At 45.1% G+C, this 19,320-nt stretch carries 20 protein-coding genes; 6 read left to right on the top strand and 14 right to left on the bottom strand.

Annotated elements, in window-relative coordinates; genetic code table 11:
• Positions 1-101: 101 nt before the first annotated feature.
• Positions 102-695 (bottom strand): hypothetical protein, encoded by a 594-nt coding sequence (locus ACE04G_RS03920; RefSeq protein WP_221820111.1) that lies wholly within the window; start codon positions 693-695, stop codon positions 102-104.
• A 268-nt stretch (positions 696-963) separates the two neighbouring features.
• Here ACE04G_RS03920 and ACE04G_RS03915 point away from each other — a divergent pair, with 268 nt between their 5' ends.
• On the top strand, positions 964-1,824 hold the full coding sequence (locus ACE04G_RS03915) for a GNAT family N-acetyltransferase (RefSeq protein WP_221820113.1): 861 nt from the start codon (positions 964-966) through the stop codon (positions 1,822-1,824).
• Positions 1,825-1,875: 51 nt separating this feature from the next.
• On the opposite strand, the gene ACE04G_RS03910 is transcribed toward ACE04G_RS03915, so the two are convergent.
• From ACE04G_RS03910 to ACE04G_RS03895, 4 genes are all read right to left on the bottom strand, one after another.
• Entirely contained in the window at positions 1,876-2,430 is a 555-nt protein-coding gene (locus ACE04G_RS03910; protein ID WP_339180685.1) for a hypothetical protein, read from the bottom strand.
• Positions 2,431-2,615: 185 nt separating this feature from the next.
• Positions 2,616-2,885: a CD3324 family protein gene (locus ACE04G_RS03905; protein ID WP_221820118.1), complete on the bottom strand. Its 270-nt coding sequence runs from the start codon at positions 2,883-2,885 to the stop codon at positions 2,616-2,618.
• A 271-nt stretch (positions 2,886-3,156) separates the two neighbouring features.
• Positions 3,157-4,083 carry an oxidoreductase gene (locus ACE04G_RS03900; protein WP_221820119.1) on the bottom strand — a complete coding sequence of 309 codons (927 nt, stop codon included), beginning with the start codon at positions 4,081-4,083 and terminating at the stop codon, positions 3,157-3,159.
• A gap of 60 nt (positions 4,084-4,143) precedes the next feature.
• Positions 4,144-5,052, bottom strand: a complete 909-nt coding sequence (locus ACE04G_RS03895; RefSeq protein WP_221820121.1) for a helix-turn-helix transcriptional regulator — start codon at positions 5,050-5,052, stop codon at positions 4,144-4,146.
• Between the two features lie 69 nt (positions 5,053-5,121).
• Between ACE04G_RS03895 and ACE04G_RS03890 the strand changes: the two genes are divergently transcribed.
• The gene (locus ACE04G_RS03890) at positions 5,122-5,688 is read left to right on the top strand and encodes a dihydrofolate reductase family protein (protein WP_221820122.1); all 567 of its coding nucleotides are present in this window, start codon (positions 5,122-5,124) and stop codon (positions 5,686-5,688) included.
• Positions 5,689-5,805: 117 nt separating this feature from the next.
• Here ACE04G_RS03890 and ACE04G_RS03885 read toward each other — a convergent pair whose 3' ends face one another.
• Together ACE04G_RS03885 and ACE04G_RS03880 are read right to left on the bottom strand one after the other, a co-directional pair.
• The gene (locus ACE04G_RS03885) at positions 5,806-6,930 is read right to left on the bottom strand and encodes an SGNH/GDSL hydrolase family protein (protein WP_339306237.1); all 1,125 of its coding nucleotides are present in this window, start codon (positions 6,928-6,930) and stop codon (positions 5,806-5,808) included.
• Positions 6,931-6,994: 64 nt separating this feature from the next.
• Positions 6,995-7,363, bottom strand: coding sequence for a DUF4180 domain-containing protein (locus ACE04G_RS03880; protein ID WP_339306239.1), 369 nt, complete (start codon positions 7,361-7,363; stop codon positions 6,995-6,997).
• Positions 7,364-7,575: 212 nt separating this feature from the next.
• On the opposite strand from ACE04G_RS03880, the gene ACE04G_RS03875 reads away from it, so the two are divergent.
• Complete coding sequence (locus ACE04G_RS03875; RefSeq protein ID WP_339180703.1) at positions 7,576-8,193, top strand: NUDIX hydrolase; 618 nt, start codon at positions 7,576-7,578, stop codon at positions 8,191-8,193.
• A gap of 108 nt (positions 8,194-8,301) precedes the next feature.
• Here the strand turns inward: ACE04G_RS03875 and ACE04G_RS03870 are convergent, their stop codons facing one another.
• The 4 genes from ACE04G_RS03870 to ACE04G_RS03855 form a co-directional block, all read right to left on the bottom strand.
• A complete protein-coding gene (locus ACE04G_RS03870; RefSeq protein ID WP_339306241.1) occupies positions 8,302-9,195 on the bottom strand; it encodes a response regulator in 894 nt (297 codons plus the stop codon).
• Positions 9,167-10,486, bottom strand: a complete 1,320-nt coding sequence (locus ACE04G_RS03865; protein WP_339306243.1) for an ATP-binding protein — start codon at positions 10,484-10,486, stop codon at positions 9,167-9,169. The genes ACE04G_RS03870 and ACE04G_RS03865 overlap by 29 nt, the downstream gene beginning before the upstream one ends.
• 168 nt (positions 10,487-10,654) lie before the next feature.
• Entirely contained in the window at positions 10,655-13,792 is a 3,138-nt protein-coding gene (locus tag ACE04G_RS03860; RefSeq protein WP_339306245.1) for a hybrid sensor histidine kinase/response regulator, read from the bottom strand.
• A gap of 3 nt (positions 13,793-13,795) precedes the next feature.
• Positions 13,796-14,953, bottom strand: coding sequence for a response regulator (locus ACE04G_RS03855; RefSeq protein WP_449003631.1), 1,158 nt, complete (start codon positions 14,951-14,953; stop codon positions 13,796-13,798).
• 175 nt (positions 14,954-15,128) lie between these two features.
• On the opposite strand from ACE04G_RS03855, the gene ACE04G_RS03850 reads away from it, so the two are divergent.
• On the top strand, positions 15,129-15,626 hold the full coding sequence (locus ACE04G_RS03850; RefSeq protein WP_339306249.1) for a DinB family protein: 498 nt from the start codon (positions 15,129-15,131) through the stop codon (positions 15,624-15,626).
• Between the two features lie 248 nt (positions 15,627-15,874).
• Positions 15,875-16,945 carry an SDR family oxidoreductase gene (locus tag ACE04G_RS03845; protein ID WP_221820130.1) on the top strand — a complete coding sequence of 357 codons (1,071 nt, stop codon included), beginning with the start codon at positions 15,875-15,877 and terminating at the stop codon, positions 16,943-16,945.
• A gap of 61 nt (positions 16,946-17,006) precedes the next feature.
• Here the strand turns inward: ACE04G_RS03845 and ACE04G_RS03840 are convergent, their stop codons facing one another.
• The 3 genes from ACE04G_RS03840 to ACE04G_RS03830 all read right to left on the bottom strand — a co-directional run bounded on the left by ACE04G_RS03840 (position 17,007) and on the right by ACE04G_RS03830 (position 18,630).
• Positions 17,007-17,378, bottom strand: coding sequence for a winged helix-turn-helix transcriptional regulator (locus ACE04G_RS03840; protein WP_221820131.1), 372 nt, complete (start codon positions 17,376-17,378; stop codon positions 17,007-17,009).
• Between the two features lie 31 nt (positions 17,379-17,409).
• A complete protein-coding gene (locus ACE04G_RS03835; RefSeq protein ID WP_076320261.1) occupies positions 17,410-17,829 on the bottom strand; it encodes a MarR family winged helix-turn-helix transcriptional regulator in 420 nt (139 codons plus the stop codon).
• 66 nt (positions 17,830-17,895) lie between these two features.
• The gene (locus ACE04G_RS03830) at positions 17,896-18,630 is read right to left on the bottom strand and encodes an SDR family NAD(P)-dependent oxidoreductase (protein ID WP_221820132.1); all 735 of its coding nucleotides are present in this window, start codon (positions 18,628-18,630) and stop codon (positions 17,896-17,898) included.
• 383 nt (positions 18,631-19,013) lie between these two features.
• On the opposite strand from ACE04G_RS03830, the gene ACE04G_RS03825 reads away from it, so the two are divergent.
• Positions 19,014-19,320 (top strand): HTH domain-containing protein (locus ACE04G_RS03825; RefSeq protein ID WP_449003630.1); only part of this gene is annotated, 307 nt, incomplete at its 3' end.

The following is a 19,320-nucleotide window of genomic DNA, read 5'->3' as shown; positions in this document are numbered from 1 at the left end:
AAAAGTACGCACTTTGAAGTGCGTACTTTTTTGAAGGAGCTTATTCGTAATGGACAATTCAAGTACAACCCCATGTGCCAGAATCACAGACACTTCATGAACTATAAAGAACTATTAATGATGTCTGCGAATGCATCCCTGTTGTACGTATCATCCTGAATGCGCCATTCGCCCTGATCCTGCAAAAAGGTGATATCGCCCGATAGCGGAATGGACTTGAACTCTTTGCCATCCTTATCCGTAAATTTCAGATCAAGCGTGTATTCCACCAGAATCCAGTCGCTCTTGCTATCTTTGATCTTGGTTTGTATATTTTCAGGATGCAGCTTCGCTTGTTCGATGTGTGCAACCTGAAGAGGCAAGACAATATATCGATTAGCCATGTAAGCCTCATAATTCCTGGAGGTCAGGAATGGCTTCATCGTCTCTCCTTTGGCCAATAACCCTTCCATCTCTAACGTATCCTCATAGTCCTTGCCATCCACAGTGAGTTCTGTTGTCTTATACTCCAGTGACATTTCGAGCGCTTGTTGCTGCTCCTCCGCAGTCGCCTTCTGGTCCCCCGTATCACTTGGCTGTTCCGTTGCTGGTGGAGTGACGGGTTCCGTGCTTTCCGCTGGTTCAGATGATGTACATCCCATTAACATGGCGGCGGAAAGAAATAATATACCCATCACATATGCCAACTTGCGCATGGTTAATCCCTCCCTTTCTCGTCAGTATTACTCTCAATTATCCCTTCAATAGGATATAATGTCCAGTTATTGGGCGCATCTGAACAGACACCCAGTGAATTACATCCATTGGGTGTCATCTTCATCATAGATTGTGTTATAGTCATCGGGAAGTGATTTGGAGGAGATAATAATGATGATCAAAATTACAAATGGACCAACTCTCGAAGGACAGCGCCTGCGGGTCCAATAACTGCGTGTTTCCTTCAACAATGAAGGTGTGAAAGCTATGTCAACTTATCAAGTCGTTCCTATGATCTATAATTCCAAGGAACAGATTGATGCTATTATTTTGCTCGAACAACAATGTAAACAGCTTGATTCGATTTATCTCAAGGCGGACCTTGACCATATCAGCAAAAAAGACGGGGACCATGCACTCCTCTGTTATCGTGATGGTGAATTGGTCGGACTTCTCAGTTGGTACCCTTCGGATGACGTAACCGGAAATATTAATGCCATCGTACATCCGCATTTTCGTCGCCAAGGTGTGTTTCTCCACTTACTGAAACGAGCCCTCCTAGACATGCAACCACAGGGAATCAACCAACTCAGTTATCGCGTTCCTCAGGGATTATCTCCGGGTGTTCATACTGCCCAATCCCTCGGAGCCATTTATGATCGTGCGGAGTACTCGATGCAACTTGTGAATGAGGTCCTTTCGGTTGTGGAGCCTCCTGAACTAACGTTGTCCTTGGCAGAAGCCGAGGATATGGAGTTTATGGTCACTTGCTCCTCCCAAGCCTTTGGAGATTCGGAGGACTGGACACGCGAGTACTTTATGCAAACAAATGAACCCAGCCGAGTCACCTATATTGCATGGCAGAATCAACTGCCTGTTGGGCTGGTACGGGTCAACTCCATTAATGCAACAACCGCATTTATTCATAACTTCTGTATCTTGCCTGCTTATCAGGGACAGAAACTGGGGCGCACTGCGCTTAGCATCCTGGTTGATCTCCTAAGGAAACAAAATTACACAGATATCCGCCTGTCTGTGGTTACCGAGAACAAACGCGCTTTGAATCTGTACCGCAGTGTTGGTTTTGAAGTAAATTCTGAGTATCACTATTTCAACGGTAGTTTATAAAAGGCAGTGGAGAGAGATATCGTTTTCCGCAAAGGGAGACGGTCTCTCTTTTTATATATTGGAGAATTGAAAAATCAATTTATAACCATCGAACGTTTGCCCGTACATCTCCCGATAGTTACCTTTGGTATAATTATTCACTGTTTTCCGCCAGAAAGATTGGCCAATCTTATTTTTCTCCGATGGATTGGTGAACAACTCCCAGTTTCCTATAAACATTCCGAAGATCGTCGATGCCGCGTGTTCAGCAACGCCTACACCTCGAAACGGCTGCATCAGAAAGAAGTCATGTACAAAGAAATTCGTGCCTTGTGAACAATATGGCGGAGTAGCTATGAACGCAAAACCTGCCGGTATGCCATCCACAATCATGAGGAACGGATAAAGACACTCCGGTTTTTCCCACCATATGTTCTGGACGTTATACTGATCCTGCAAAGTTATATAATCAGGACTTGGCTCAAAAATGCCATGTTCGTTCGGAGTATGCTCTCCACCCAGACCATAATGTCCGGATAGATCATGAAGGTATAGCGGGTACATATTTTTAATCACATACGCCTCGTCTTTATTCGTTAATTTCACTTCTATATTCATATTATTCATATTCACCAACCTTACCAGATGATTTAAGGAGTTATTTTCAAGAACTCTCAACGCATATCCTTGTACCGTCAAATGAATTGTACGCGTAATTAACAACCTCGAATATGTAAAAAAGCTTTAATAACTATTCTTTATTCTTACAGGAAAAAGCCACATTCGATTGCTCGAACATGGCTTTTATAGTTTCATCCCTTTTTGCAATACACAATTTTCTTGATGCTATCGATGGATAAACAGTATTGGTCCGCAAGCTTATCGATGGTTGTTCCGGCAGCAAAAAGCTGGCGGATCTCGTCGTTCCGCTCCCTGACAATCCTTCTGCCACCCGAATTCTCGCCCCACTTCTTGTGGGCATCCTTGGGCCTCGGAATATAGATCAAGCCACCAGAGATATGACGCTGTATTTCTTTGAGTAATTCTTCCGGGAAGATTGTATCCGCATTAATATATTTCACGTTGCTCCACTCCTTAAAAGTTAAAATCTTTAAGGCAGCAGAGTCGTACAATGAACACATTGGATATGCACTACAATGATATGGCGGAAAAGAATTTCAAGCTCTATGCAAACAACCGCCGTTGTTCATCACATGGACTCTGCATAGAGCGGGTCGTTAAATTTATTATGAATCGAATCATGGTAGCCCCCCATTCAGTTAATCTTATTCGTGCTGAAGAACTTTTAACTGTCTATACCATAATAAGGTTTACTTTCCCTAATGGCAAAATCTACACGTCGAATCTGTAATATACCCCTGTTAATTCTTCTGATACGCTCCATAGCTTGTTTGAAATGTTAGCGTCATATAATTTTTCGATGATCTTAGCGCTCTTGGGATAGCCCTTAGTGCCGCCCATACCGCTGGGAGCAATATACTCCCCTCCCGTGATCGTCGGATCTGCTGCAGCATATAAGGTAGGTAATGCCCCCATATGTGCCGGTTGACTAATGATTTTCAAAAGACTGCGCATGAATATATTGGTCTGTTTCCCCGAACCAAAGGAAAATAGATTGGTATGCGAAATCCCTGGATGAGCGGCGATACTCATGGAATCAATATGGGCGGAATTAAATTTATTCTGCAGCTCTCTCGCAAACATCAGATTGGCTAGCTTGCTTTGACTGTAGAACTTCATGGGATTATATCCTTTGGAGCCATCTAAATTATTAAAATCAATCGCACCATTATGAGCTGCCATACTACTTACAGTGACAACTCTCGATTTCGGAGTAGAGATCAATCGAGGCAATAGTAGACCCGTAAGCGCAAAATGGCCTAGATGATTACTACCAAACTGTAATTCAAAGCCATCTTTCGTCAACTGGAAAGGAGGGTTCATAATTCCTGCATTATTAACGAGAATGGACAAAGAATCGTATTGCTCAAGAAAAGCGGCTGCGAACTTACGGATACTAGCTAAATCGCTAAGGTCGAGCTGCATAACGATTACCTCTCCAGCTACATGCACAGACGACTTTATTTTATTAGTTGCCTTTTCACCTTTTTCCATATTACGAACTGCAAGGATAACTTTTGCGCCTTTTTCAGCTAACGCTAATGCCGTTTCATACCCTAACCCGCCGTTCGAACCTGTCACAATCACTACTTTATCGGATACAGTCGGGATGATGTCTTTAGTCCAAACTTCGCTCATTTGTCTACACACCTTTCTTATCTCTTCCTTGATACCCTAATATCCAGCGTTTGAAAGCTCTTATCCCCCACCATACTGGCTTAAACTCCGTTCCAGCATCCCTCTAACCTGCTGCTGCAGTTCGAGCGGAGACACCACCTTCACTTCCGGCCCATAGGAGAGTAACTTTCGTGCTGTAAAAGAAAACTCTTCAGGCGGAATCAGTCCGCGCCACTCATGGCCTTCAACTGACTTGAACAACACATCTGACGCAGCAATCCTTGCTCCAAATTCCGTGAATTGCAGCACCACTTCTACGCTTGCTCTATCTTCTTTGGCAGCTAGCCATGCCTTTAGACTTGGAACAGATTTATCCACTGATTCCATAACAACCAACTGCTGCATGCGATCCACCCGATACAACAATACACGATCCTTATTCCGGGCTGGCATGTACCAATGTCCCTGCTCATAGTAGATGCCATAGGGAAAGACCTGTACTTTTTTAGGACCACTGCGGGCATGATACATAAATTCCATTTCTCTCTTTTCTACCGCTGCACCCAATATCGCTGTTGTTAAAGGCTCGGAATGCCCACCGGGGTGCTGGACAAAGGTGATATGCTCTCTCATTCGCATAATGAGATCCTGTACATCTTTGGGTAAAGTAGAGAAGTATTGCTCAGCCAGATGCTCACGCATTGATCCATATGGAAAATCCGGTACTTGCTGTAGATATTCCAGCATCATAAACAGCCCTAATGCCTCCTGCTGTGTCAGTTGAAGGGGTGGCAAAATCCGATTGGGCAACACCTGATATCCTCCGTTCACGCCAACTTCTGTGTACAAGGGAAAACCCAGCGCCTGCAATGCATCCAGATCGCGCTGGATCGTACGAACCGAAACGTCGAACCGTTCTGCCAGTTCCCGTGCAGTGAACTTCTGTCTGGAATCCATCAGGCGCATGATAGCCAGTTTCCGATGATTCATTTATTCAACATCCTAACTACGTCAACTTTTGTCATAGTTAAAGTGTATCATACATTGTAGAAGGGAGCGATGAACATGTCTGATAACAAAACAATTTTGTACATTGCTATGAGTTTGGATGGATATATCGCAAGACTGGATGGTTCGGTCGATTGGTTATTTGATGTGGAGGGTGATGGTGGAGACAACGGGTATGCTGCCTTTTATGAAACGATCGGTAGCGTTGTTATGGGACGTTATACGTATGAAGAGGTGCTCACACTTTCCGAAGAATTTCCCTATGCGGATCGGCTAACATATGTGCTTTCTCGCTCGGAACAGCCGCCCGCTCCGCATGTACAGTTTACAACCGAGACGGTAGATACGCTCATTCCCCGGTTAAAACAAACTTCCGATGGAGATGTGTGGATTGTGGGTGGCGGCATATTGGTTCAAGCTGTGTTAGCAAAAAAATTACTGGACGAGATTGAAGTCGCCATCATTCCCAAGATTCTTGGCGAAGGCATCCCCTTATTCCCGACAGGCACTGTGCTCAGCCAATTCAAAATGGTCCGGACCCAGACGCTCGGACAGATCATTTCGATTCGTTATGAGGTACAGAACAGCGGCCCAGCGGACACAATTTCGAATGTCTAGATAAGTAGAAAGGGAAAAGACCATTCTTATGATGAAGGGACCTCATCAAGTTAGACACAATCTAACCATTGGGGTAAATTTCATGAAAGAGTGGTCTTTCCATTACCCTGTTTCAAGTTATCCTATCAGTCCTCGTACATATTCCGCTAACACCTCTGCCGTCCTACGGTGAGATAACTCGCCTGGATGGGTGCGCCCCCCTACCGTCTCTTCGGTTGTATCGGGAAGCTGGATAATCGTAACCTTACGATCCCCTGTCCCCTTTGTATACGCATCAACCGCGCGGTAGATGGCAGGCATCATGGGAAAACCAAGCATGCCATAAGCCCATACGAGTTGTGCATCCGGATTGTTTTTCCGAAGTTTGAACAGGAACTGTTCCACCGCTTTCTCAAAAGCAGCCAGATCTTCTTCATGATACGTACCATCTTCGTTCAAACGCTGCTTGTACACCTTGCCCGTGTCGGGGTCTTTCCACTCAGGTGACTGAAAGGCGCCCCCATCATTGCTACCCAGATTCACGACTACCACATCCGGCTGCCAGGAACTAAAATCATGCTGATCTCCTGCGCCTAGCGCATCGTTACGTTCACCAGTAAGCAAGCCACAGACCTTTTCGTAATACTCGGGGATGTTCCCTTTTGGATTGTTATCCCAACTTGTCAGCACACCCCAGCCACTTTGCGAGATGACCCGATACTCCGCATTCAATGCCTCTGCTGTCATAAACGTATAATTATGTATGGCGCTGAACCACATCGGAATCCAATCTTCCTCCGCTTTCGCTCCAATCGCACCTTCGCCAGATGTAATACTGTCACCAATGAACTCGATCTTGTACGGTTGTTCCTGCACAGGCAGGAACGCTCCATCCGATTTCAACGCATGAATCTGCAAGGCACAACCCGGGTCACCACTCATCGCTTGAACATCTTTGACGATCCGTACATTCTTCACCACATCTGCGTTCATACCTCGGAATACACAGACCCAGTACCTTCCCGCCGTTAACATCTGTCTGCTCACCGGAACACCGTTGATCAGAATGCTGATCCATGACTCATACATGTCATACTGCGACTCTACCTCAACCCATAGTTCGGAGCCCCGTACATTAAGTTCAACTGCACTCCCCGTCCAAAATAACGTCAACGGCGATCGCTCTCCAGTTGTTCTGCCATGCACTTTAAGATTTCCGATCTCAGGCAGAGCATATACCTTTAAATTCTCATTAGATATCACGGTGCAAACCTCCTACGTTTGGCTCAGATTATAAGCAGGCTCTCTACATGCCTCGGATGTACGCTTAACTGATATTATGCAACTTTTGAAGCGCTTCCTCTTTGTTTTTCAAAAAGAAAACATGCTTGCCATTGTTGCACTCATAGATAAAATCTCTCAAGCTCTTGCTGTTATGCCCATCGAAATCTCCCACAATAGCAAGCTTAACATGATAGTTTACGTATTTCTGCAAAATCTCACCTGCAAGCTTGGTTTTCAGTTCGAAGAACTCTTCCGTGATGTTGGATTTGTTGATAATGAGTTTATCGGCATCATCGCTATACCTTACCGAAGCCATCAAATCCAGTGCATCTTGAGCATTGTTGATGACGATGCCATCACTTTCAATAATGGCGACCTTGGAATTGCCTTGCTGATCAATGGTTATGTTCATTTCACTTTCTCCTCCTCTGAACATCGTTTCTTTATAATATCTCGTAGTTTTATAATAAAAAGCAATAATCGTAGAGTGCGTTCAATCATTAGCGTGATTAATTAACTTCGAGTTGTCCTTTCTTAGTAGTTATAGACTGTAATTCATATGATATAATGGGGTTATTTCCTAACTAAACTAAATCTCGTGACTTGCGAAGAAAAGAGGTGTCCATGGACACAAAGTGGCTAGAATGGGCAAAACAGATTCAAGCTATCTCACAAACAGGTTTAACCTATGCCAAGGATGTTTATGATATCGAGCGATATGAGGAATTGAGGCGCATTAGTATTGATATCTTAAGTAACTATACTTCTGTTAACAAAGAGAAAATATCACTTACATTTGCAAGTGATTCAGGTTACGCAACGCCTAAAGTCGATATTCGCGGTGTTGTTTTCAGGGAAAACAAAGTGCTTTTGGTTCGAGAGAAAATAGATGGCGCATGGGCATTACCAGGGGGATGGAGTGACATCGGCCTATCACCATCAGAAGTAGCTGTGAAAGAAATTAAAGAAGAATCCGGTTTTGATGTTGTGCCGATGCGGTTGTTAGCAGTATTGGACAAAAAATTCCATGGACACCCACCTGAGCCTTATCACGTATATAAGATGTTTATCCGCTGTGACATTGTGGGAGGGCATGCGGAAACAGGTGTAGAAACCAGCGCAGTTGATTTTTTTGCTATCGACGCTTTACCTGAATTATCATTGGAAAGAAATACGCTGGAACAAATTAAAATCATGTTCGAATTTCTTGAACAACCAGATAAAGAAGTCATTCTGGATTAAAATAATAACCCCTTCGGCTTGCCCGTCTTTGGTAAAGTGACCTCGACACCGCCGATGGTCACCTTCCCGGGTTTTCATATCCTCCAACAGACAGAGGCATATGATGCCTCAATTATTCATCTTTTCAAGCGTCTCCATATAGAACACATGCAGGAACTTTTTGATATTAACCTTGCCTTTGTCGCCTGCCTGATCTTCTTCCATGGCTCTCATCTTCATTCGAACATCCTGGAAGTCGAAGTACAGGGGAGCATAGTGCTCAAACTTGTGGTTGCTATAATCGTTGAGTCCAATCGAGGCCATGTTTGTTAACGCGGCAATTACCGTTCTGCGAATGCGCTGTTCCATCGCCTTGCTCTCTTTCTCGACGTCTTTGGGCGTGGACTTATACGTCTGGGCCACCGCTTCATAGGACTCCTTCAGTGGCGGCCACTCTGCGACCTGCTTCTGATCAATCGCATACTCCATGAGCGCAATGATGTCCTTGCTACCACTTTCTCCGATGATCCCCAGATCCATTAGAATGCTTCTTGCCGCATCTCGCACCGTACGACCTTGGGCAGGGGCCGGCGCTTCCACCAGATTCAATCGAGCCATCGACTGCTTGATCTCCAGCACGTATCGTTCATACTTCCACTGGTCATTCACTTTGCTGAGCACATGCTCCACTTCCACCCGATTAATCGGTTTATGAATGAAGAATTCAATGCCGTTCTGGTAGGCCTCCCCTACCATCTCCTTGTTCTCCACCTGAGAGATCATGATGAATTTACCGGTATAACCGCATTGCTTCAGCTTCGCTACCGTCTCAATTCCATCCTGATCCGGCATCAGCAGATCAATCAACACCACATCAGGACGCAGATCCATGATCATCCGTGCGCCTTCTATGCCACCCTCAGCCATGCCCGCAAGCTCGCCGATACCACAGGATTCAATGATATCATGCATCATGCTCCGACTTACCACATCATCATCCACGATCATGATAGAAAGTGTCATCGACATCGGCCCCCTTTATTAAATTCATCTTGGGAATAGCTATACGAAATGTAGTCCCTCTCACTCCCAGAGGCGCCGATTCCACTGTGATCTGTCCCGTCAACGACTGAACGATATCACGTACATGGGACAGGCCAATGCCTGTCGCGGCAATACCAACTTCATTGAACTTCGTTGTGTAGCCCGGTTCAAAGATGATATCCCGTTTGGCTTCGGGTACGCCTTTTCCAGAATCCATCACAACGAAATGCACGTTTTCTTCCTGCTCATATATACGAATTCGAATCGTCCCATCATGCTCAATCGCTTCTACCGCATTGGCAATCAGGTTATTCATCACCGTGAGAAGAGGAATGTAATACGGAGACTCACAATCATACTGTTGCTCAATATCGATCTCGACCTGCTTATGCAGCATTTCGCTATATTTTCGGTTTGCTTTACTGGCAAAGTTCAGCACTTCAGACAGGCTCATGTTGACTGCTTTTTCATTATCATACAGCTTCAGCAGACCTGCCAGAATGCGTTGTGAATCCTTCTTCACTTCATGAATCTGCTGAGCGATGCCCAGGGTGCGCTGACTGTATTGATTCATGTCCTGCTCCCGGAGATCGCGATATAGATCATAGCTGTCAGCTGTAATGCCTTCGATCGTATTCATCGCTTTCTTCAGGTAAAAGACCTCGCCATACAGACCTGAGTTCACACTCAGCATCTGCTCCATCCGCTTCTCCTGCTCTGCATGTAAGAGCCTCATCTGCCTCACCGCAATGCTGTTATATAGCCCAATCACAAAGTAACTTCGCAGACCACCTACCACAAGAAGATACAACCATTCCTTCATATAAAAGATATTGGTCCCGCTTAACATTCCGCGAAAAAGCAGCTCAACAAGATTAGAGGAGAAATCGATACATGTGATTAACCCGCCGAGCAGAAGAGGCTGCATCTCATGGAATCGATGCTTGAACTTGCTAAGCCCATAGGCAAAGACCACATAATACACACCTGCCCCCAGATTGTCCCGCATGCTTTCCAGTATGGACACGCTCTGTACATGATTGATGAGATCTGCTGACTGAAACAGCAAATTCGCGATGCCTGTCAGGATTCCTGTCTTCACATAAGACAAGTGTGGCATGATCATCAGCAGAAATAAAAGGATGCTAACCCCCAGCCCGATTCGGAAGTAATCTTCCCGGAACGGATTTATCTTGAATTGTGCCCCTACCGCAGTGGTAAAGGCAATGGCCGTCATCTGCACATTCTCATTTTTGACCCAATTGCGCATCGATCTCTTCACCCACTATAACAACGTTTAGCGCCCAATGCCGGAACCCGCGCTTCTAATGTTAAATATACTAACATATGAAAGAAGCATTAGAAATAATTAAAATTAGGGAATGAACACGCAATTAAAACAAAAAGGCCGGAAGTTTTCACTTCTGCGGCCTTTTCCTTATATCTCATCCGGAATATCAAATGATACCATCGTGCCCTCACCCGGATCACTTACGATCGATAATCCCTGACCATACCGTTGCAGCAATCTGCGGTTTGTATTCACAATGCCTATTCCACCTTTTCCACCTGGCGTAGCATGTAGCAGTTCTGCAACCTTCTCCGGTTCGATGCCTTTGCCATTATCCTTCACCTCAATACGGGTATAACCCTCATGACGAGTAATGGATAGGCATAACGTACCGCCTACATTGCGGCTTAATAGTCCGTGTCTGACGGCATTTTCAATCAAAGGCTGAATGGATAGCGGCGGGAGAAGCAACGGAAGGTCCGGCTCTACGTTTAATACCACCGACAATCGATCTTCAAATCGTGTTTTTTCAATAAAAAGATAGGCTTCAACGAGTTCCAGCTCATATGATAATTTCACCAGTTCCCCTGTGTTGAGATAGTTGAAGCTGATCCGTAAATAGGATGAAAAAGCATCGCCAAGCTTCCGCATATGCTCTGTATCAATATCACTTAAAACCATAAGTGAATTCAACGTATTAAACAGGAAGTGAGGCTGAATCTGAGCCTGTAAATAAGCGGCCTCCATGCGCAGGCGCTCTTGGATAGACTGATTTAGCATGGTCAATGCACGTATCCGATATTTCAGTTCCACCGCATCTACAGGCTTTGTGACATAATCATTGGCCCCCGATGCAAACCCTGTGTAGATATCTGGCGGCTGACTTCGTGCAGTCAACAGCAACACAGGAAGCTCAGACATCGAGAATTGTTCCCTCACCTTCTGGGTTAACTCATATCCGGACATATTGGGCATCATCACATCTGTAATGAGCAGATCCCACTGACGTGTGCCGAGCAATTCCATCGCTTCCTGACCCGAACCTGCTGTAGTTATATCATATGGTTCCGTCGAAAGAATGCTGACCAACACATCCAGATTCACCGGATCATCATCCACAGCCAGAATGGTAGCTCTCCCCTCTTTTAACAACGGGGCCATCTCTGCTGTCGCCAAGGCTTCCACGTCCCCCATACCTTGGCGGGGTAACAGGAATCCGCTAGGTGCATCTTCCATCATCTCGGCGGCCTGTTCCCATATCAGGGGAAGTTGTGACTGACCCTGATCGGCGGCTTCATCCGCGAGTGGCAGATCGAAGCTGAATACCGAGCCCTTTCCAAGTTCCGAGCGAACCGTAAGTGCCCCGCCGTGCAGTTCTACAAGCTCTTTGCAGATGTTCAGTCCAAGCCCGATGCCTTGTCCATCACTGATTCCATACGACCCTTGTTCATACGGGAGGAAAATGCGCATCCGTGTATCCTCATCCATGCCAATGCCTGTATCCGTCACATGAATCAGAGCATGTCCTTCACGAATTTCGGCACTTACGGATATCGTTCCTTCCTCTGTATGTTTAAGCGCGTTATGCAGTAGATTATACAAAATCTGAACAAGCCTTTCTTCATCAGCCATGACCTGAGGGAACGATTCCGGAATCTCCATATGAAGGCGGACTGGTTTTCGTTCTGCCATGAACTGCAGCATGGCGATTACGCCGGGCACAACCGACTGTATGGAAAGAGGCCCCTGACGTAACTCAATGCGGTGCTCCTTCAGCCGGACTACATCCAGTAGATCACCAAGGAGATGTGACATCCGTCGACCGATCGTAATCAGCAATTCCATATCCTCCAGGCTCCGTTCATCCAACCGGTTTTTCTCTCGGGTGATCACGTTGTGAGCGATGTTAATAATCCCGTGCAGCGGGGTCCGCAGTTCATGTGATGTATTCGCCAAGAATTGATCTTTAATTTTGTCGCCCTTCTGCAGTTCTGTGTTCAGCTTCATATTCTCCCTGACATTCCTGAAGTATTTCTTGAACCAATAGGCGGAGAAGCCGGTAATCGCAAAGATAATGTCAATGGGATAATAGACTGTTGTCACATCTTTGGCTGTCTCGACCACACTCCATATCAGGTTGGATATAATGCCTCCTGCAGTAAGCAGCAGAAAAACAATATCCCGGTCCGCCTGTTTCCTGAAGATCATCGTTCCGACGATGTATAGAAACCAGATCATGGATACAAGAAAGAATAGGTTAATGACGTTGTAATGGATCATGGCATAGGTAATATGAATGGGCACCACCACAATCACGGCCGTATAGATCAAGGTCATGACAACATGCCACTGTAGCCATGCCTTTCGTACATGAACCACCGTTAATCTCTGGAATAACAGAAGGATACAAGCATTTTGCAGCAACAATGAGATCAATCGAATTTTAATGCCCCAGGTATAATTAATTGGAAGCCATAACATCAATATATTGTCATGACCCATCGTAACCGTGATGCCCACAGATAAAGTTAATACGGCTCCAACCAGCAAGGAACGTTCCTGTCGATTAAATGCGTAAAGAATACAGGCATACATGCCGTGGAGGAGCAGAACCAGAAAGGTGAGCATCTGAAAACCAATAGAATACCAACGCGAAAAATCAACGGCTGCCTGTGAACCAAAGCGAACAGGTTTGCTAATTCCGCCCATATACGGGCTGTCGTAATTGGCTACACGGACCAATAGTTCAATAGAGGTTGTTCCTTCCTGATCATAGGTCGCTGTATATGAAGTGCTTCGGGGTATATATGTACTGCTATCCGCGGAGACCTCACCCATGCCCCCGTCCGCGTCTCCATTCAGCTCGATCTCGGAGGAACTTCGAATTCCCTTGAACCAGAAGGTAACAGGCGTCTGAAGCGGATCTGTCAAAATACGCAAGCGATATGTTCCGTAACCGTACGAACTCTCTTGTTCCTGATTCTGAGCACTCCCCCAGTCTCCTGGGACCTGAACACTCTTCGCACCGCCATTCTTCTTCGCAATATCTTGTTGGGTCAGCAACTCATCCGGGTAAAGTTCCCATTCCCCATTCAAGTACATGACAGGGGACTGATCCAGATCCACATTTCTCAAATCAAGCACCCCGTTAACGGCGCGATGCTCATCTACTGTGTGGAATAGCTCAGTCCATACCGAGCGCATGCCAATTAACACTCCAAAAATGATTAGCATGATGAACAAATATTTGTAATGGTCCATACGTTTCGTTTGAGATAATTTCATTAATTATTTTTTCATGACTTTGGTTAAACCGAGCTTCCAGTCCTGATACCATTCGGTAATGTCCTCACTGATCGGTATCTCCAAATCTTGCTCCATTCTGGTGGTTAAGAGACGATACTGCTCCTCCACACCGAGATCGTTGTGCATTTCATCATATAACTTCATTAGCATAAAATAACTTTCTTCTTCATCCGGAAGCATATGCTGGATACGTTGTGTACTCTCGACCACTTTCTCCGCCAGCCCATGCTGCTGGTAATACAGACTTAGTTGTCTCATATGATATAGCCACAGATAGCGTAATCTTTCCCGCTCAGGTTCAGCCCACATGTATTCATAATTGCCAAGATAGGTACCCTTATATAGATGAAGCGCTTGCTCATAGGCATGAACGGTACTTGCGTCTATGACTTTCCATTGCCTGATTTCCCGTTCCCACTGCTCACTATCCAACTGAGCCTCACCCAATTCGAGTCGATAGCCTGCCTCCAGGTGCCCGCTCTGAATCGTGATCATATCCATATTGCAAGTTTTCAGGGTTTGGCGGACATGATACATTGCAGTGTAGAGTTGATGTGTCGTCTTCTCCTCTTCCATTCCCGGCCACAGAAGCTCCAGCAGAACACTGCGATGGATGACCTGGTTCCGGTGGTGAAGCAAGTATGCAAACAGCTCCTGCGCCTTGCTTGTACGCCATTTGGCCACCTGAACATCCCTGCCTGGAAGCTTAAACTGAATCTGATTAAAACAGCAAATTAAAGGTACGTTTGTATCCTTTGACCGCTGCTCGAGTTTTACGCTCAGTTTCTCTCTTACGCGGCTCACCGTCTGCTTCAATCGATCCTTTTGGATGGGCTTCATCACATAGTCCAAAGCCTGTAATTCGAAAGCATGCACCGCATATTGATCGTAACTGGTCACAAATATAATTTCGGTGCCCGGTGTTGCCGCCTGAATCTGTCTTCCCAGATCCATACCATCCATCTCCGGCATATGAATATCCAGAAATACAACATCAGGACGGTGCTCCACAATACCCGCCACAGCCTCTGTTGGATTCATATATGTAGCGATAATTTCAATGCCGCTTACTTCTTTTTCTAGTGATTTTTGAAGGCCTATCAACGCTAGACGTTCGTCGTCAACCAATATCACTTTCACAGGAGCTTCCTCCTCGACCCTGAGGCCTTGAGATTTATTTCCACTATTATATCATAGGCATTTTAAGTATTTAGCGTTCTTGGTTATCCATTTTTAATTTTCAGCAATTTAATTGTATAATACTAAATAGAAGACAGGTTATCAGATCCGGTCTTGGAAGAGAGGAAGGTACCATATGTCAGATGCTAATCAAAGCTTTGGGCAAGCCCTTGTCAAATCATTAGTGGGGGAACGCGGTCATATCCGCATCGCCCGTGCTCTACCCGATATCGATGTCACACTTGCTGCTCGTACACACGATGCTATGCCATATACGATCTATCAGTTGGTGAAGCATATGCATTATTGGCAGCAATTCATGCTCGAACACTTGGAAGAACGCAAGCCACAGCTCCCTGCTAACGTGAGTGAGAGCTGGCCTGAAGAGAAGGGTCCACAAGACGAAGCCACGTGGAAGGCAGATATTCAGGCATTCCTGGATGGGGTTGATCAAGCCGCAGCCATTGCAGAGTCTGCACAATTAGATGATCCACTGCTCTATTTCCCGGGTGAAACCAAGGCAGGACTTCTGCGCAATATCGCATCCCATAACTCGTACCATTTGGGTGAGATTGTTCTGCTGCGTCGCTTCTACGGCGCATGGCCGCCTCCAGGTGGCGGGTTCCCGGCATAAACGATATTTACAACAGATCTATTGCACGAATATACAGACACATCTAAGCTGTGAAAGGACGATTGTTCCTTTTACAGCTTCTTGTGGTTATAGGCAACTAACATCCATTAAAGTGCCAATTATAACGCTCATATCCTGTACCAGGCTCATATATTACTTTAAAGTACGTATATGACTTTGAGGTGCGTACTTCTCATCCCTCTTTTTCTGACCCACAATAGGAGTAGAAGAAGAGAGGAGCATGTCCATTGAAACCCGAACAATCCGTTACCCGTCACACCGCACTTGTCATTGGTGCTGGAGGCGTCATTGGAAGGAACCTTATTGATTATCTGATGACACTTCCACAATGGAATGTCATTGGTGCATCTCGCCGCGGAGGGGAAGATGCCCCTGGGTTACGTTATATATCAGCTGATTTACTGAACGAAACAGACACACAAGACAAACTGAGTCATTTAACGACCGTTACGCATATTTTCTACGCCGCGTATCAGGATCGCCCAACTTGGGCCGAATTGGTACAGCCCAACCTGGCCATGCTCGTCAATGTCGTGAATACCATCGAACCGATCGCTCCAAACCTCCAACATATTAGCCTAATGCAAGGTTATAAAGTGTACGGTGCACATCTGGGGCCATTCAAAACACCTGCCAAAGAAACGGACGCATATCATATGCCCCCTGAATTCAATGTCGATCAGCAACAGTTTCTCGAGGATCGGCAACCCGGAAGCAGCTGGACCTGGTCAGCCCTGCGCCCGTCTGTTGTATGTGGATTTGCCCTGGGTAATCCAATGAACCTTGCCATGGTTATTGGCGTTTATGCTGCTATCTCCAAGGAACTTGGCTTGCCCCTTCGATTCCCTGGGAAACCAGGAGCATATCATTCGCTTCTTGAAATGACTGATGCGACATTGCTGGCTCATGCAACCGTATGGGCAGCAACCAATCCGCAATGTGCCAATCAGGCATTTAATATCACCAATGGTGATCTGTTTCGCTGGAACGAACTATGGCCCAAAATCGCTGCGTTTTTCGAATTGGAAACAGCACCTCCACTGCCCTTTTCACTTGCAACAGTGATGGCAGATAAAGAAAATCTTTGGAATTCAATGATTGAAAAGTATGATTTGATAAACACCCCTTATGATGATGTCTCTTCCTGGGCATTTGGTGATTTTGTCTTCTCGTGGGATTACGATTTCTTCGCAGATGGTTCCAAAGCTCGCCGCTTCGGATTCCATGATTTCATTGACACTGAGACTATGTTTATGGATATTTTCAGAAATCTACGTGATCGCAAGATCCTTCCGTAAAGTAAATAAAATGCATAATAAGCCGATTCCTGAATTGCAGAATCGGCTTATTTTAAGTCATTCAACGGTCAGTAGTTGGTGGCTTAAACAGAATTTTTCCTCGATCACCATATACATTCTCCACGTGTATATCGCCCCACCTACACATCAGATGAAGAATCTCTTTAAGACTCCATCCATACGCTGTTAACTCATATTCCACTTTAGGTGGGACCTGGTGATGGGAAATACGGGCAATAACTCCCGCCTCCGTTAATTCACCAAGTTGCTGGGTCAGCACTTTCTGGGTGATCGCAGGGATCAGTTTCATCAGCTCACCATTACGTTTCTTGCCAAAGGTAAGATGGAATAGAATAACAGGCTTCCACTTTCCCCCGATTACTTCAAGAAAAGCTTCTACTGCGGTGTTATATACTTTGAGCGGTTCCTCCATATCACCTTCTGTCTCCCTTCCAGGCTATTGATCAATCTTCCCGATTCATCTTCTCAAAAATATGGACTAATTGCGCTCGATCCGCTTCGTTTAATTTCTCGAACAAATTCTTACGCAGCTTCTGGCCCTCCAATATTGCTCTTCCGAGGACTTCGGCACCTTTATCTGTAATGTTCAAATAAATAATGCGACGGTCCGCCTCATCTACCATTCTAACAACTAGTTCCTTGGCTACCATCTTGTCAGATAAATAACTGAGTGTAGGCGGAGTGAACCCTAAGATTTTTGCAATATCCGAAGGTCGGCTTTTTCCATTTTGATGGAGATGGCTGAGTACAAGCACATGAGAGACACCCAGGTCCTCATTGAATGATTTATTCCATTGTATGATCAATTTATTGGTGAAATTATCCATGTTGTGTATAAGCTCAAAAATGTTCTGTTCTTCCATTAGATCCTCCTCGAAAAAATAAACAACAGCCCTAATTCAACTTAAGGGCTGTCATCATTTTACACGCTATTGGGCTGAGTAGCCACCATCGATCACCAGTTCAGATCCTGTAATGTACGAAGAATCATCCGACGCCAAGAACAACGCGGCTTTGGCTATATCGATAGCCTGACCCAGACGCTGCAAAGGCGTTGCCTGAATTAATCGTTCAAGCAGTTCTTTTGAGGTGTTCAAGGATTGGGTCATTGGTGTTTCGATGATCCCAGGAAAAAGAGCATTCACCCGAATACCTTGACGTCCGAAGGTGGTTGCAGCGGCTTTGGATAATGCACGTACTGCGCCTTTGGATGCCGAGTAATGGTTAAAGCCTTGTCCAATCAAAGCGGTGTATGATGAGATATTGACGATGGAACCTTTCTTCTGGGCTGCCATATAAGGAGTGACATGTTTCATGCCAGCGAATGGGCCGAAGCCATTAATGGAGAGCATTTTCTCCCAATCCTGTGCATTGATTTCCTCAAATGGCTTCTCCGAAGAAATGCCTGCATTGTTGACCAGAATGTCAATTTTACCAAAACGTTCATTCACTACTTTCGCCAGTGCCTGCCAATCCTCATCCGAAGATACATTCAACTTCATTCCGTACACATTCTCTTTTTGGCTTGCTTTCTCCAGTGCTTCCTCATTAATGTCTGCTGCAATGACGATGGCGCCTTCCTGCGCAAAAAGATCAACCATGCCCTCCCCGATTCCCGAGGCTCCGCCAGTAATAATGGCTACTTTATTATCTAATTTTCCCATGTGAATTGCTCCTAACGTATTGATTTATTTGGATGAATCTAATTCAGCTGTCAATTTTGCCTTGAAGAGAATATATTATTTAGACATCTAAAATCTACACAATTAAATATTAGATGTCTAAATAATATCAGAGGAACTGCCTTTATGCAATATGCACACCTCTATATGCCTATTTTGGATTTTTATAACAAATATAATTCATCCATTTTCATTCCTTGACAAAAATATCGTTCGGCAACATGGCGTTTATCCCAATAACTGGGCAGTAAAAAAGGCTACTCCCTTCGTTAAACTGTACCCTATAGAGTAGATACTTTAAAAAAGTCTCTCTATGGGGTATTTTTGTTATATACCATGTACGAGACAAGGACGGAGAACGATTAATGAGTAAGAAAACATTTACAACAAGCGAACTAGAGCAACTTGCTACAAATCCCTATGTGAAGTCTGTTTCGACCAAGGGAATCACTTATACGGACGAGTTCAAACAACTCTTTATTACATTAAATCAGCAAGAAAGGCTGCCTAGAGAGATCTTTGAGACTTGTGGATTTGACGTTCAGATCATTGGAATGACTCGGGTCAAAGCCGCAGCCGACCGATGGAGAGCCAGTTACAACGAGCAAGGGGCTATAGGCTTACAAGATACACGAGGCAAACATTCAGGAGAGTCTCTAAAACGAGAGTTAA

Source organism: Paenibacillus sp. AGC31, assembly GCF_057334655.1.
Note: the sequence above shows the minus strand (reverse complement) of the source record. Positions and strands in the feature narration are given on the sequence as shown.